Genomic DNA, 15,266 nt, shown 5'->3' with positions numbered 1-15,266 from the left:
AACCTCCTATATTCAGATATTACAGTTAAATTCCAGTCTTAAAAGACTACTAATTCTATTTGTAATATATGCAGGATTTTTAATATAAATTGGACATTAACTCAATAGAGTAAAAGAAAGACACCCATTTTAATTAAAAGGAGTGTCTTTCTTTTACTCTATCCCCCTCACACCGCCCGGTACTTACACACCTCACGAAAATTACAGCCTCCGCACGCTCTGCGTGAAGGCATCGGAGTGAAGAAAGATTCAGGCTTGGGGCGGTTATAGTAATCGTCATCGAGACAGGACTTCATTTCATCGATGTATCGTCCGACATTACTAACCACTTTGTCGATATCCTCTTGCGCGGGACGATATACCTCATGCTCTCCTGTCATCAGATACTCCACACGTACCTCGATCTTCTCCAAAGGAAGCTGATAGTGCTCCTGCACATAGGAAGCATACAAAAAAAGTTGGTCGGAAAAATCGCCTTCCTTGCCTGTTTTCCAATCCACGATGACCATGTCTCCATTGTCTCTACGGTAGAGTAAATCCATTTTGACATATACTTTCGTCTCATGAAGGAGCATCGTATCCCACTTCTCCACTTCTACAATTCGGGCCTTTCCCTGTTGCAGTTCACGCCAAACCGCAGTACGGTATAAATTGTGTATCACCGCGTGCTGTCGCTCCTTAATAAGGGCGATCCGTTCCGGAAGCACCTCGTCGTCGTAATAAACCTCCGCCAGCATGACGCGATTTTTCGGATCTTGTAGCCATAGCTCACGGTGTAGCGATTCCTTGTAGCTGTTATTCAACATGTTCTTCATAGCTGTCTCGAGGTATGCTGTGCGCGGGATAGCCCCTTTTTCCATCCATCCACGTATGACTGATTCACACATTTGATGCGTGATATTCCCGAATAAAATATATAAGTTGCTCAGTTGCTTGAGCCGATACAACGTAACTTGCTCTTCAGTGCCCTGTGCCGAATTCCAGCCATTATGCGAGCCGTAATAATGATAATAGTATTTGCGTAAGCATTCATCGAACGTTTGAGCCCTCGATTGCGAATAGGACCAGGACGGGTATATAGCCATGACAGGCCCTCCTTCATTAAAACTATCATCTCTTTATTATAACGCAAACCTAAGCTGTATCGGCGATAAAAAGGATGAAGACTTTAACCCATGGGTTAAAGTCTTCTACTGACTGACTAGTTTGTAAACTCTCAATGAGTCCGTTCAACATTTATCAAATCACTAACATTAACGGCACCGTCCTCACGGACGTTGACAACAAGTACCGGAGTTCCCAGCATTCCGCTGATCCACTCCTTATAATCATCTACATGATCATTCGGAAGAATCGTCAAGATAACACCAGCAAAGCCACCACCATGTACCCTGCATGCGCTGTTATCTATTGATTGTAAATACATTTCGGTTAAAGCCAGTGCAACCGATACGTCTTGTTCCCGCGCAACCCCACTTCTATATACGTTTTGGAGCCATTTCCATGAGGAATTACCAGATTCGGTAATGAGCCTCAGGAAATCAGTAAAGCGCCCCTCCTCCAGTGATTTCACCTGTTCATCCACACGCCTATTTTCTTCAAAAAAATGCAACGCCCGCAGTACTGCACGGTCTCCTGCTTTTTCCCTGACCATTTTAAGATTGGCATATAGATCCTCTGGCAATAAGTCACGGCAAACCGAAGCGTCTAAAGACTGAGCCACTGCAAACATTTCGTTGGGCACCGCCGCGTAATCGTCCGTTAAATCAGCATGATTTCCACCTGTATTTACAATAACGAGGGAATATCCGTTTTGTTCAAAATTCCAATAAACAGGATTTATGATCGGTTCCTTGGGATTTTTAAAGTCAATGGAAATCAAGCCGCCATATGCGCAAGCCATCTGATCAAGCAGTCCCGACGGCTTGTTCCAATAACCATTTTCTGCATACTGACCAATTTTGGATTTAGCAACAGCATCTAACGCTCCCTCGTTATAAAAATGATTTAATATCGTGCATATCAACATTTCAAAAGAAGCGGAAGAGCTTAAACCTGAAGCAGAGAATACATTACTTGATATATAAGCTTGGAATCCCCCGATACGGTATCCGAATTCAAGTAGACCAGCGGCAATACCACGGACCAGCAACATCGTACTGTCATCCTCCGGTTTTGGCGACAAGTCGGTTAAATCGATGACGTACTTCGTCTTGTAGCCTTCAGAAAAGAATGTAATTACAGACTCCTCCACTTTAGAAGCTGCAGCGATGGTATCGAGTGTAATACTGCCTGCCAGCACCTTTCCGTGATTGTGGTCTGTATGATTTCCGCCAATTTCGCAACGCCCCGGAGCACTAAACAGTTCAATATCCCCTACACCAAAATGCTCCCGATACGCCTGTATAAGTGATTCATATCGAGTCGTTTGCTCAGAGATTTGCTGTTGACCGTACATTCGGGCAAGCACCATTTGTCCCTCTCCGGAATTCAATAGTTCCATATCTTTCATCGTATATCCCCCTAATTGTATGTGTTTTCCTATGCTGGAATGATACTATAATTATCTCAATTTTCCCTGTATAAAAGTATGGCACTTTTTAAATTTGTAAGCGCTTATTTTAATCGCTTTACTGAGCATTTTACCAATATAACTAAAAAAGAACCAGCCCTAATTGGGCTGGTTCTTTGAATTTCTTTTTAGTCGCGTGTCAGTACATATTCCCCATCATTATTACGAGTTACAGTGGCGCCAAGCACCCCGGCAACTGATTTGAAAGGAACATACAATGTGCCATATTCATCCGTATATGGAGCTTGTGGCAGCGTCAATGTGCTTCCTTCCAATACAGCCTGTTTGGAGCCACTTTTCAGCTTAATCGTCTTACCTGTAATATCATCAATTACAGTAGTTTGTTTAGCAGCTGCATCCCATTTTAATTCGGAGTTCAGTTCGCTCGTCAGTTCACGCAATGGAATAAAGGCAGTGCCACCACGATTCTCCAAGACATAGTAATCGTCTTTAGGATCGAAAATGGTTTCTACTTTTGTAATTTCCAAATCATTTTTTAAAATGTTGTAGATCGGAGAATTCGCTTCAAAATTGCGCAACGTCGCTCCCGGAGTTAATTCAGCTTGTTTATTCAAGTCAATAACACCGTTAGAAATATCCACTTTATCAGCCGTCACACTACCATTGACGTTCCAGGATTGAGTTTCGGTCAGAATTGTGAAGGACTTCACCGGAAGACCGTCCACATCTGGCAAAGCAACCGTCAGGTCTGTCGCCGCTTTGCGAACATTTCCTTTTTCATCAAAATACATGTCGCTTTTCAGAACCGTGTTAGCACTCAGAACTGTTTTGATTTCAGGGGACTGTGCATACATGGCGCTAACGCCTACATCATACTGATCAACGGCCAGGTCCAAATACTTTTTAACTTCGGTATAAGCCTCATTGACCATTTTTTCTTTGTTAGCACTCAGTTCCGCTGTTACTTTATCACTACCTTCAATATTCATGCCGGAAGCGATCGTTTTAGTCATATCAATGGCTTGCCCGATCAGCTCTTTCAAGCCTGCTTCGTCCTTCGCCAGATTCGCCAGGAACGGTTTTACCAATGTTACCAGCTCATCACCACGAAGTTCAGCATGCAGATGGGTCAGTTTCACTTTGTCTTTTTCACCGTATACTTCCTCGGTTACAGACGTTGCAGAAATGGTCGAAGGGTTAGGCGCATGCTTGAGCATAAGTGCAGCGGCTGTTTTCGTCAGTTCTCTCACGTCTTTGGAATATACATATGGATCAAATCCAGCAGGCAGACCGCTCAAACTCTCTTGCGAGTTCAAAGATATGTAATAAGGTTTTTTGGCACCTTCCAGTTGAATAGCCAAACCTTGGCGGTCTAAAGCAAGTTCAAACGGCAAATTATACTTATCGATGTGCAATGTACCTTTGGCAGAAGCAAGTTCCTCCGATTGTACCTTGGCTTCATCCACAGTGACAGAAATCGAATTAATCAAATCTACGATTTCTTTATCTCCTTGCGTGATTCCTTCTTTTGGAGTCAATTTAAGAGAGATTTTCTCCGTTGTCTGCTGGGATTTCACATCAAGTGTACCCAATAAATTTTTACTTACATCAAATCCACCTACTGCCTGGCAACCTGTCAAAGCTACCATTAACAGAATAAGAGGGACGGCGATCCATTTTTTTATATTCATATTAATCCCCTTTCAAGATATTTCCGTAATCTCTTCTATTATCTCAGTGTTAACACGCATTGTAAATGAGTAGAATGGAAAATAGAACTAGTTATTTAGGATCAATTTTCAGCCTGAAGCATCCGGTAAGCCAGTAGTGCCATCTCTAGGCAACGACGTTTGTCAGGGTCTGCCAGATTTCCCTCTATGATTTCATTAATTTTATCCAGCCGATTATAAAGGGTCTGTCTGTGAATGTACAAAATTCCGGCGGTATCACGCTTGGAGCCATGGGATTGAAAATAGGCATCCAGTGTATCCAGAAGCTGCATATGGTGCTCACGATCATGCGCAATCAGCCCGCCCAAATGGTCCTCTACGAACTCTTGTAGAAAAGGAATGCGGGGCACCGCCTTCAACAACTGATAGATTCCGATACTGTCGTAAAACAACCGATCCTTCATGACTGGGACGCTTCGTGCCACTTCAATGACCTCATATGCCTCTTCAAAACTGCGGTCCGTCCCCGTCATGCGATGCCTTACTTTACCAAAGCCTGCATGAATGCGCACCTTATCAAGCTGTCCTGCGGCATAGTTCTGAATATATTGAACAGTATGGGCAAGCACTTTTTTCATTTGCGCTGCGGAACGCAGTGTTAATTCCTCCTTGGCACAAAGGATGTAGCATTGACTCCCCTTCATCATCAGCAGATTGTGCAACGTTTCTTTTTTCAACAATGAACGAAGCAACACTAGCACATCCTGATTGATGGATTCCTTGCGTACCTGACTGGCATCCTTGTCCTGATGTTCTACCTCAATGACCCCTGCCCAAAATAAATACTGCCCCTTCGATAACAATCGCAGGCCCATCCGGGTCTGGGCCTGTTCTTCACTGGGAAGCTGTCCGCTCAGCACATCCTGAATCAATTCATTTTGATTACGCAGCAATCGGTCTTCAAGAAACTGTGTTCTCAGCACCAATGTAGCGGCTGCCTTGGCAGTGTAATCGAGTAGCAGCGACATTTCTTCCGTCGGCATTTCACTATGCAGCACCAAACCTACTGCGGAAAACACCTGACCGAAGCATACAACGGGCTGGAACAAGACGGCAGTGGATTCATTCAGGTGAAACAGCAGATGCCCCTCCCGATCGGCGGTCATACTAGATTCCACTTCATTGGCATAAAAATCTGCAATACGGTCCGCCAAATCCGGCTGGACGGAAGGTACGAATCGATTGGTGTCAATAGAAGACATGTAGATGACCTGCCGGGCTGCATAGTCATGAAGCACACGTAAGAGGGCGTTCATATCAGTGCTGCGCAGGGTTTCCTGCTGAAGCTGACGTGAAAATCGTTCCAGATCTTTTAGGAGTTCATGATGTCGGTTAATAAGTAGGGAATGAATATCTTGTGTAATTTCAACAAAACGCACTGGCTGCTCAAATACGATGACCGGGAAGTGATGTCGTTCCGCCAACTCCAGAATTTCAGAGGGAATTTCATGAATGCTCGTGCCCAGCTCCACGCACAATCCCGCGGCTTCCGAGCGGATCAGTTGCTCCATATACTCGGCACGCTCTTCCCCCCTCCGGGTGAGCCACAGGCCGGTCGTCAAAATCAAGTCATGACGGCTCACAAACGGAGAAACATTTGTGATTTCTAGCACATGGACCCAACCCACATGGCGATTTACGCCCTGTTCCCCCGCCGCCAGTTTTGCTCGCCGGAAAACGGAACGTTCCAGCACATCCGCAATGGTAAATGTTTTTTTACCGTTCATCGGCATTCTCCTTATGTATATGTCTTTATGTCATTTTATATGACATATATTCATCAGAAAGTCGAGCCTTTAAGTCAGATAATCCGACAAAATGTATGATGCCAAGGAGCTTCACCCCTTGTAAACTGTACCTAATCTAACATGAATTGCATTTATCGGCTTGAGTCCATGTAACTAATCGGCAGGCTGCACAAAAATGATAGTGTAATTTTCTTAACAATTATTTTTAGGAGAGGTGAATGAAATGAAAATTGGGGTTCCGAAAGAGATTAAAAACAATGAAAATCGTGTCGCTCTAACGCCAGCAGGTGCAGCTCAACTGATTCAACACGGACATCACGTATTTGTGGAGAGCCATGCAGGTGTTGAAAGCGGCTTTACGGATGGAGATTATGCCACTGCGGGTGCGACTCTTGTGCAGCAAGCTGCGGACGTGTGGTCCCAGGCGGATCTGATTATCAAGGTAAAAGAGCCTCTCCCCTCTGAATACGGGTATTTTCGACCAGGATTGATTTTATTCACCTATCTGCATTTGGCTGCCGAGCCAGCACTGGCCCGCGCTTTAACAGCCAACGGCGTAACCGCCATTTCCTATGAGACGCTAGATGTTGAAGGCAGCCTTCCACTGCTTACCCCGATGAGTGAGGTTGCCGGACGAATGGCTGTACAAATTGGAGCACAACTGCTGGAAAAACCAAAGGGTGGCAAAGGCATCCTGCTGGCAGGTGTGCCGGGGGTCAAACGCGGTAAAGTGACCATTATTGGCGGAGGGGTGGTCGGCACCAATGCTGCCAAGGTCGCCATCGGTCTCGGGGCAGATGTGACACTAATAGACCTGAGCCTGCAAAGACTGCGCCAACTAGACGATATTTTTGGCAATCAGCTCCATACGCTGGTGTCCACCCCGTCCAACATTGCTGAAGCCGTGGCGCAAAGTGATTTGCTGATCGGTGCTGTCCTAATCACTGGTGCCAAAGCCCCGCGGCTCGTAACGGAAGCCATGGTACAGACGATGCAGCCCGGCTCTGTGATTGTGGATGTCGCCATCGATCAAGGCGGCATAGTCGAGACGATTGACCACATCACGACACACGATCAGCCTACCTATGTGAAGCATGGCGTCATTCACTATGCGGTAGCAAACATGCCGGGCGCGGTACCGCAAACCTCGACGCTCGCTCTGACGAACGCGACGCTCCCCTTTGCTCTCCAGCTCGCAGATTTGGGTGTGCAGGAGGCGCTTCGCAGAAGCAAGCCACTGCTTAGCGGCACCAATGTCCTGAACGGACATATTACCTACGAAGCAGTCGCACGTGATCTGGGATATCCTTATGTTCCCGTGGAACAGGCATGGCAGGCGAAAGCCTTACAATAGAAACAGCTCAAAGAACCACACGCTCTTCCCAGCAGGGACTGAAGCGTGTGGTTCTTTTTGTGCTAGCTGTATTCACCGTACTTACTGCATTTCAGACGATTTCTGACGAAAGGAACGTTTGAAGATGGCGATAAATATCTGTGATTTCGTCTAGCGACATGCGCACCAGTCCGCTAGACGAAGGTGCCACAAATTCATGCATCTCGGGAATTAGCGGTTCAGGCTGAAATCCCCAATTTACTTTGGATTTTTTACTGTATTCGGTGTACACGCCTTTGCCGACAAAGCAAGCAACCTTCGGGCGGTATTCCTTTAGCTTCTCGTATAGCTTTAGACGTCCTTCGGCGTATTCCTCGCGTGCAATATCCTCTACTCCCCTCGTGGGACGAGAAACAATGTTCGTAAAGCCGAAGCCCAGCTTTAGCAGCTCCCGATCTTCCGATGGATCGTACAAGCGAGGTGTCAAGCCTGCTCCCTCCAGTATGCGCCAAAAGCGGTTGCGCGGATTCGCATAATGATGTCCTACCTCGCCTGATTTCAAGCTGGGATTAAAGCCGATGAATACAACAGATAATCCATAATCCAGATGATCATCTACCTCATGCAGTTCTGTCTCTCGCTCTGTCATGGGCTCCTCCTTCCTCAAACAATATCCAGCGGCTGCTTCCGCGTTGGCGGAGGAAAAGCTTCGTCTATTTGTTGAAGTTGTTCAGGAGTGAGCCGAATACTGGCTGCCGCTGCATTTTGTCGTACATGCGATTCCTGCACCGCCTTTGGAATTGCCCAGACATCACCATCCCGTATGACCCACGCAAGCGCAACTTGGGATGGAGTTACCTCGTGGCTGGCAGCAATGTCTATCATAACGGGATGCTCCAGCAGCCCCCGTCGCAGGCGGCCACCTTGGGCAATCGGGCAATAGGCCATCACAGGCACCCCATGCGTACGGCTCCAAGGTAGCAAATCATATTCGATGCCCCGCGAAGCTGCGTGATACAGCACTTGGTTGACAGCGCAGGCTTCGCCTCCACTTAAGCTCCATAGCTCCTCCATGTCGGACTTGTCCAGATTGGACACTCCCCAGCTGCGGATTTTGCCCTGCTCACGCAGTTTTTCCATGCCTTGTATCGTCTCTTCCAGCGGAATATTCCCGCGCCAATGCAACAGATACATGTCCACGTACTCCGTTCCCATTCGGGTTAGGCTCGCTTCGCACGCTTGAGCCAGTCCTTGGCGGTCCGCATGATGAGGATAAGCCTTGCTAACAAGATAGACATCGTCCCGGCGACCCCGAATGGCCTCTCCGACGATCTCTTCTGCGCCGCCCTCCGCATACATTTCAGCCGTGTCCACCAGCGTCATGCCCAGCTCTAAGCCAAGTTGAAGCGCGCGCACTTCTTCCTGGCGGAGTGATGCTTTTTCACCCATATGCCACGTGCCCTGCCCGATTAGCGGCACTTCACGACCGTCAGTCCAGGTAATCACACTTTTCTTATGATGGCTCATATTCATCCCTCCTTAGGATCCTGATGCCACAGGCTTGTCAAATACATGGCTCTGCGTCCAATGCTGTCCACCATCCGAGGTGGTGTACATAACTGGGGCCTGCTCTGAATCTGAGAAAATAGCCCAGCCTTCCTTGGCATTTGCCATCCCGATTTGCTGACCGCCATAACCGTCAAAGCCTTGCTTGCCATTGTTCCACGTCTTGCCGCCGTCAGTCGTCCAGCCTATGGTATTGGGCTTGTCGCACGGTGCGCAGTAGCCACCCATCCATGCGGTACTGCTATTAACCGGATAGAGCATACCTGGTGCAGCCCCTTCATTTTTGGGAACCTGGTTCTCTTGCTGGCTAATACCTGGTGCCGGACCGCCGCCAGCGGTGCCATTCGCCAGCACAGCACGCCAGCTTTGTCCACTATCGGCAGTATGCCAAAGCGAATACGACGTCTGATTCATCCCCGTATCTCCAACCAGCTCGATCCATGCGTTGCCACGTTCTACCGAACGAATAATGGCTCCATTTAGAGGCGCCTCCGTTGTGCGTGACTTGACAGTAGTCCACTTTTGGCCCCCGTTAACAGTGTGTAAAATCTGAAACGAACGGTCTGTGTCCTGCGTAACCGCCCAGCCGTTTTGCCGATCATGGTAATATGGCTGTCCTACCATGTGGCCAGGCACGGGGAGCGAAGACCAGCTTTGCCCGCCATCCTTCGTATATTGGCTACCACTGAACCCTTCCTTGGATGATACAAAGTGTAAAAAGCCCGCTTGTCCTTGCTCAGGTACAGTCCCGACAACCTCCCAGCGTTTGCCGCCATCGTGAGTGGCCAGCAGCGATCCGCTGTCTGCCATAACAGCCCAGGCCTGCTGTCCGTTCAAGGCAAAAATCTGCTGAACCGTACCTTGGCCCTGATATTGCACATTCCACGTCGATCCGACTGAACCGGATGCAGCCGCGTCCGTTCGGGCAATCCAGCCATTTCCGCCGATCCAACCGGATTGGCCGTCGATCAAACGCAGTGCGGTAATATTGTCCATGCGGACTTTCGCTATCGTAGTGTCTGTGGTTGCTTGTCCTCCTGTTTTCGGTGTATCTACAGTTGTTCCCGAACCATTCGCTTGTGCCGAGGCGGCACCCTTTTGCTCATTTTGAGCCGTTTGTCCTGTTTGCGAGCCTGTTTCACACCCCGCTGTCACTATGGCTACGGCGAGCAAAAGCACCCATACCGATGTTTTTTTCTTCATTTTCGTTCATCCCCTTATGTTGGTGATATACATGCTGTGCGGGTATTGTATTCACAGCAAAGCATATTCTATGTATTACCCTGCTGTCTTCGTTTCACTCTTAAGGTGAATATACGGGTGGCTGTATGCGAACCATCGTTTCAGGTTTACGAGTTTACAGGAACAAAGCCGCCTTTTTCGATGGCCCGAGTTCCTTCTTCGCTTTGCAGCCATTCGAGTAATCGTTGCATCGAAGGGCTTGGTTTCTCGCCTTCCCGTGTGACCACGAACAGTCGAGCTGTGAATGGATATTGTTTCGAGCGAATGTGTTCTTTGTTCGGCTCTACTCCATCAATAGACAAAAATTTGACCTCTTGACGATTATGCATCACATTTGCAAAATAATAAAATGAATATCCGAGCGCGTTGTGATCCTTGTTAAAGTCTGCGACTGCATTAATCATACCACCCATAATGCCAATTTGTAGTTCACGTGGCGGGTCAGCCATCTCATGGCCTGCCATCACTTTCTTTTGCATGTATGTCTGACTGCCTGAATTTTCTTCTCGCTGATAAGCAATGATCGGCTGATCCTTGCCCCCTACTTCATTCCAATTATGGATAGCCCCTTCATATATGCGACGAACCTGCTCCGAAGAAAGTCCGTCAACCGGATTGTCTTGATGCACGAGAAAAATAAACGCATCCCACCCAATGGGTGTGAGCCTCATTTGTATTCCCCGGCTTTTTGCCAGACGCAGTTCCTCATCGGAAGGACCGGCCACCAGAATTAGATCCACCTTCTTTTCGATTAAATTGACATATGCCTGATGGGTCGTGTTGAATCTCAGTTCGTGCGCCGCTCGCGCCTTGCTCATTCCAGTCAGTTCATGCAGCATATCCTGCGCAAAAGGAATGGCCGCCGTAGCCCCGTCAACTACCGGAAAATCCTTCTCTGCAATGTACGGGCGTTGAGGAAGCATCAGTGTAATCGTCAGCACAATGACGAGCGCAGCAGATATTGCCGCAACAATCCATTGCCATCTATGATCCACCTTACCATTCTTGTCGGTTAGCGCTGGATAACGATCCACCCCAACTCCTACTACCATGCCAGCTATCGGCAGCAGTGCAGCCAGTAGAAACCAAATTTCACCATGCTGCGTATATGGACCCAATACCTCCAACACAGGCTCCGCCCAAGCGTGATAGAGTGAAAAGAGTTCCCACGCCCCTCCCCACACTTCAGCAGGTTGACCACCAGACCCTTGTATTCCTATAATCCACAACCACAGACCACATAATAATGATAATAGCCCAGTCAGCATCAGCGAAAGCTTGCCCATGCTGGACATACGTGCACTCAAGGCACCATAAGCTGCAAAGATGAGACCGATAATCCATGCATATAGAAGCAGTATTACAATCACAGTTGTATCCGTCACACCTTCATGCCTCAGCAGAAGCTGCACTTGGGGTGCCACAACCATACTCCAAACTACATTAAACATGACTGAAAACAATCCAAACATAAACGTACCGCCCAGCCATGGCCAAAACCATGCTATCCGCACAGACTCGTCCTTTTCCGGCTTGGTTATAACTCCCTTTGGATCAGACATGTACATCCCCCTATATCTAATGAATGAAATGAGACTGTAAGCCATTGCTTCTTCATTGTACAATTATGGTAAAGATTAGTATACGAGAGGAGGATAAAAATGTCCTTATCCGATCATTCGAACGAGGAGGCATTCAAGCTACATATGGCAAAAAGGCCTCCCCCCACGGGAAAGGCCTTTTTTGTATCGAATTTTAAGGAACTGTCGGTAAAGCCTTTGCAAGCTCCGGTGTCATATCTTTCGGAGTTAACAAGTAATAGCCTGTGTGGGCATCTGAACTGTATAAAGGCTTAACCTTAACTTGAAACATATAAGTGCCTTTCTCTATTTTTGGAGTAAGGTTATAAGGTCTGCGCTTTTCCAGTACAGTGCTCCAAAGCTTCGAATCTTCAATGGTTGTTGCTTTGTGCTTCTGTTGAATGCTTTTAAATAGTTTATAGTCTTCAATATACTGATTGGGCTGATAAGGCTCCATCTCCTGAGAAATAATAGGAACAGCCCGTATAGACAAAATATCCTTGGAATGAATGATGACCTTATCCGCATACCCCTTTTGCCCCAACCAACCTGTAAGCTTGTGAAAAGAAGCTGGCCAATTAAATGAAAGTTCACGATTCCATTTCGGCTCGTCCTTGGTAAGGGATGACTCTTTGTTTGTAATGGAAACACTCCCCAAGGGATATCGATCTGATTGTATTTCGCTATAACTCATATTTAAAACTTCTTCTTTGAGTACAGCTTCAAATTCATGAATTTCTTTCGGATCGGTCAAAACCACTCGTCGTTCGTTATCATCTACTGATTGGATATTGATCGTTTCTGCTTTCCCTTGCAGCTTATCCAGTTTGTATCTTACCGTTTTATATGGCTCTGCTTCCATCACTTTAGTCAGTTCTGTCCGGAAAGGTTTCTCAGGGAATGTATAGCGCCGAGTCATGATGGAACCATCATCCAGATGGTAGACTATGACTGCCATTTCGACGGCTAGGTTTTTGGACAACGACTTCTCGCCAGCTGCATGTGCACGTACGAGTTCACGATGTAAATTCAGCACAGAAGCAATATAGGCCCTGTCTTGGGAAAAATACGCTTCTTTTTCTGCATCTCCCCCTAGAGGTACCTCTTGCCCCACATAAACTTTTTCTACCGAGTGTGCCGTTGGAATCCGTCCCTCATAGCCTAACCAACCTGAAATCGGGATGTATATGACCAACCCCATGATCACACCGTAAACGACCAGTTCCACCAAAGCACGAACACGTGCAATTTGCCAGGTTTTGCGGATGACCATCTCAACAATGACATAACCTAAAATAGCTCCAAGTACATATCCAAAAATGGACCAATTTTCTCCTCTGCTACCTGTCTTATGAAAATAGTCGCCTAGTACAAGCATGGAGCACAGTATAACCCCTGCCTTGAAAAAGGGTTGAAAGAAGGTAAATGCCATCGCCTGAGTCGCCTTCTCGACCAACCGTTTACGATACAATCCATAACTCAAAGCGACAAACAGTAGGGAGAGACCGATATAGGCAAGTAGCTCCATGTAAGAAAAGGGGGTTTGCTGCAAATCTGAAATACGTATCAGCGGTGAAATTTTTTCCCACGTATTATTACTACTACGGTACTCCCCACCATTTATATATTGAACAATGGTTTCTCGCACCTGCACATAACCATACAAGTTACGCTCCAGAAGACGACTAATCATGGTTGACAGGTAATAAGGTAATAACAGCAAAATATATACTACTACGGTCTGTAGTAGCGATTGTCCCACACAAATGCCTACAAACACGGTAAAGGTAAAGAGGAAAATCGTAATGACCGAGACGACCAAAGCCCATGATCCGATATCATTGATATGAAAAATATAAGGCAGTTCGGCCGACGTGTTTACCAAAACAGTTACTCCCGCAGTCAGCCATACAGGTACAAGTAAAAGTATAAGACCGCTAATGAAATGTGCCGTTAATAGATGCTCTCTACGCAAAGGTAGGCTATGGTATAGATCCGATGAACCCTGTCGTTGAATAAAACGAAGCAGCATCACACCCGCCAACACCGGTACAGTAAATAAAATCAAATTTTGCAATTCATTACCTGAGTTTGCACTATCGAACAAGCTTCTTAAAACCGTTCGCGGCTGCTCATCACCAATACTCATAAATAACGGCAAAGGTACCGTAAACAATAATCCCACCAAGTACAACAGACCGATCCAGCCATGCTGTCTCAGGCTTTGGCGAATTACGCCGCCGCTACAGAAGAATCGGTTGGATGTCATAACCTGCGTCCTCCATTTCATAAATGAAAATTTCTTCAAGCGTCAACGGCAGCAAATCGAACACATGCGGCTCATACGCTTCAATCGTCTCTGCAATCCGATCTCGTTCACCCCGGATAATAAGCAGCAGAACACTGCCCCTCCGCTCCTTATGTACAACCGAAAGTTGTCCACATACGGCTTCCTCATGCGTGCTGTCACGAAAAGCAACCTGTACCTTATGCGTATCAGACTTGAGGTCGTCGACCTCTTTTTCCAGCAGCATCCGCCCCTGGTGCATAATGCCGACGTGATCACACATGTCTTCTATTTCACGCAAATTATGAGATGAGATCACGACGGTCATCTCGCGTGCAGCGGTTTCCTGGAACAGTAAATTTTTGATCATTCTACGCATCACCGGGTCCAGCCCATCAATCGGTTCATCCAAAATGAGCAGCTCAGGCATACAGCTCAAGGCAAGCAAAAAAGCAGCCTGACGCTTCATCCCCTTGGAAAAACGGTGAAGCTTTCGTTTAGGATCTAGCTTAAAAATCTCCGTAAGCTGTATGTAGCGTTCCTCGCTCCAGTTCGGATAGATAGAGCGGTAAAACCGGGCCATCTGACGAATTGTCGCTTGTGGAAAAAAATAGGGGGTGTCTGGCATAAACAGAATGCGCTGCTTGACTTCAGGCTGCTCATATACGGACTGTCCGCCAATCAGTACCTTTCCTGCATCCGGTCGGTAAATCCCGGCGATAATTTTGAGCAGTGTTGTTTTCCCAGCCCCGTTCGAGCCCAGCAACCCAAAAATAGAGCCCTTCTTCACCGTAAGGGCGAGCTGATCGACAGCCTTTTCTTCTGTAAATGTCTTTGTGACTTCCCTTAATTCAATCAAGGGACATCCCCCTTTCCTTTGTTTGTATAGCTTCCACGTATATGTCGTCCACTTCCTGCTGTGTAAAACCGAAATGGACGGCTTCGATCATCTGCTTCAACAGCGCTGCCCGAATCTCATCCCGCTTTATTTGCTGCGGCTGATGCTCGGCAGGGGTGACAAAACTGCCTTTGCCTTGAACGGAATAAATGTATCCTTCTCGTTCCAACTCTCGATATGCCTTCTGAATCGTATTCGGATTCACCGTTAGCTGAGCGGACAATGTCCGTACGGAAGGCAATTGCTCATCCGGCTGAAGTGATCCGTACACGATCATTTCCTTTACCCTGTCCATAAGCTGTTCGTAGATCGGCTTGCGGCTGCGGATATCCAGCTCGAACATGGACTT

General features: G+C 47.1%; 12 protein-coding genes. 1 reads left to right on the top strand and 11 read right to left on the bottom strand.

From position 1 onward, the window contains the following. Positions 1-167 precede the first annotated feature (167 nt). From KAI36_RS05355 to KAI36_RS05340, 4 genes are all read right to left on the bottom strand, one after another. Positions 168-1,085 carry a PD-(D/E)XK nuclease family protein gene (locus tag KAI36_RS05355; RefSeq protein WP_103048999.1) on the bottom strand — a complete coding sequence of 306 codons (918 nt, stop codon included), beginning with the start codon at positions 1,083-1,085 and terminating at the stop codon, positions 168-170. A 131-nt stretch (positions 1,086-1,216) separates the two neighbouring features. Continuing rightward, positions 1,217-2,512, bottom strand: a complete 1,296-nt coding sequence (locus KAI36_RS05350; RefSeq protein WP_220027165.1) for a galactokinase — start codon at positions 2,510-2,512, stop codon at positions 1,217-1,219. Between the two features lie 188 nt (positions 2,513-2,700). After that, positions 2,701-4,224: a copper amine oxidase N-terminal domain-containing protein gene (locus tag KAI36_RS05345; protein ID WP_220027164.1), complete on the bottom strand. Its 1,524-nt coding sequence runs from the start codon at positions 4,222-4,224 to the stop codon at positions 2,701-2,703. Between the two features lie 101 nt (positions 4,225-4,325). Continuing rightward, the gene (locus KAI36_RS05340; RefSeq protein WP_220027163.1) at positions 4,326-5,990 is read right to left on the bottom strand and encodes a PucR family transcriptional regulator; all 1,665 of its coding nucleotides are present in this window, start codon (positions 5,988-5,990) and stop codon (positions 4,326-4,328) included. A 244-nt stretch (positions 5,991-6,234) separates the two neighbouring features. Here KAI36_RS05340 and ald point away from each other — a divergent pair, with 244 nt between their 5' ends. Next, positions 6,235-7,365: an alanine dehydrogenase gene (ald, locus tag KAI36_RS05335; protein ID WP_220027162.1), complete on the top strand. Its 1,131-nt coding sequence runs from the start codon at positions 6,235-6,237 to the stop codon at positions 7,363-7,365. Positions 7,366-7,456: 91 nt separating this feature from the next. Here the strand turns inward: ald and KAI36_RS05330 are convergent, their stop codons facing one another. From KAI36_RS05330 to KAI36_RS05300, 7 genes are all read right to left on the bottom strand, one after another. After that, complete coding sequence (locus KAI36_RS05330; RefSeq protein ID WP_220027161.1) at positions 7,457-7,993, bottom strand: mismatch-specific DNA-glycosylase; 537 nt, start codon at positions 7,991-7,993, stop codon at positions 7,457-7,459. A 14-nt stretch (positions 7,994-8,007) separates the two neighbouring features. Further along, positions 8,008-8,871 (bottom strand): aldo/keto reductase, encoded by an 864-nt coding sequence (locus tag KAI36_RS05325; RefSeq protein ID WP_220027160.1) that lies wholly within the window; start codon positions 8,869-8,871, stop codon positions 8,008-8,010. Positions 8,872-8,883: 12 nt separating this feature from the next. Continuing rightward, on the bottom strand, positions 8,884-10,113 hold the full coding sequence (locus KAI36_RS05320) for a beta propeller repeat protein (protein WP_220027159.1): 1,230 nt from the start codon (positions 10,111-10,113) through the stop codon (positions 8,884-8,886). Positions 10,114-10,259: 146 nt separating this feature from the next. Next, positions 10,260-11,714 (bottom strand): PstS family phosphate ABC transporter substrate-binding protein, encoded by a 1,455-nt coding sequence (locus tag KAI36_RS05315; protein WP_220027158.1) that lies wholly within the window; start codon positions 11,712-11,714, stop codon positions 10,260-10,262. Between the two features lie 193 nt (positions 11,715-11,907). Continuing rightward, positions 11,908-14,001, bottom strand: coding sequence for a DUF6449 domain-containing protein (locus KAI36_RS05310; protein ID WP_220027157.1), 2,094 nt, complete (start codon positions 13,999-14,001; stop codon positions 11,908-11,910). Beyond that, entirely contained in the window at positions 13,976-14,878 is a 903-nt protein-coding gene (locus KAI36_RS05305) for an ABC transporter ATP-binding protein (protein WP_220027156.1), read from the bottom strand. The genes KAI36_RS05310 and KAI36_RS05305 overlap by 26 nt, the downstream gene beginning before the upstream one ends. Further along, positions 14,871-15,260 (bottom strand): GntR family transcriptional regulator, encoded by a 390-nt coding sequence (locus KAI36_RS05300; RefSeq protein WP_023987294.1) that lies wholly within the window; start codon positions 15,258-15,260, stop codon positions 14,871-14,873. Before KAI36_RS05300 ends, KAI36_RS05305 begins: the two co-directional genes overlap by 8 nt. Positions 15,261-15,266: the final 6 nt, after the last annotated feature.

Source organism: Paenibacillus sp. S02 (assembly GCF_019454065.1).
Taxonomy (GTDB): Bacteria; Bacillota; Bacilli; order Paenibacillales; family Paenibacillaceae; genus Paenibacillus; species Paenibacillus polymyxa_B.
Note: the sequence above shows the minus strand (reverse complement) of the source record. Positions and strands in the feature narration are given on the sequence as shown.

Coding starts and splice junctions, on each gene's coding strand:
- KAI36_RS05325 (WP_220027160.1), bottom strand. CDS start 8,871: ATGAGCCATCATAAGAAAAGTGTGATTACCTGGACTGACGGTCGTGAA.
- KAI36_RS05340 (WP_220027163.1), bottom strand. CDS start 5,990: ATGAACGGTAAAAAAACATTTACCATTGCGGATGTGCTGGAACGTTCC.
- ald (WP_220027162.1), top strand. CDS start 6,235: ATGAAAATTGGGGTTCCGAAAGAGATTAAAAACAATGAAAATCGTGTC.
- KAI36_RS05345 (WP_220027164.1), bottom strand. CDS start 4,224: ATGAATATAAAAAAATGGATCGCCGTCCCTCTTATTCTGTTAATGGTA.
- KAI36_RS05350 (WP_220027165.1), bottom strand. CDS start 2,512: ATGAAAGATATGGAACTATTGAATTCCGGAGAGGGACAAATGGTGCTT.
- KAI36_RS05320 (WP_220027159.1), bottom strand. CDS start 10,113: ATGAAGAAAAAAACATCGGTATGGGTGCTTTTGCTCGCCGTAGCCATA.
- KAI36_RS05330 (WP_220027161.1), bottom strand. CDS start 7,993: ATGACAGAGCGAGAGACAGAACTGCATGAGGTAGATGATCATCTGGAT.
- KAI36_RS05315 (WP_220027158.1), bottom strand. CDS start 11,714: ATGTCTGATCCAAAGGGAGTTATAACCAAGCCGGAAAAGGACGAGTCT.
- KAI36_RS05355 (WP_103048999.1), bottom strand. CDS start 1,085: ATGGCTATATACCCGTCCTGGTCCTATTCGCAATCGAGGGCTCAAACG.
- KAI36_RS05300 (WP_023987294.1), bottom strand. CDS start 15,260: ATGTTCGAGCTGGATATCCGCAGCCGCAAGCCGATCTACGAACAGCTT.
- KAI36_RS05310 (WP_220027157.1), bottom strand. CDS start 14,001: ATGACATCCAACCGATTCTTCTGTAGCGGCGGCGTAATTCGCCAAAGC.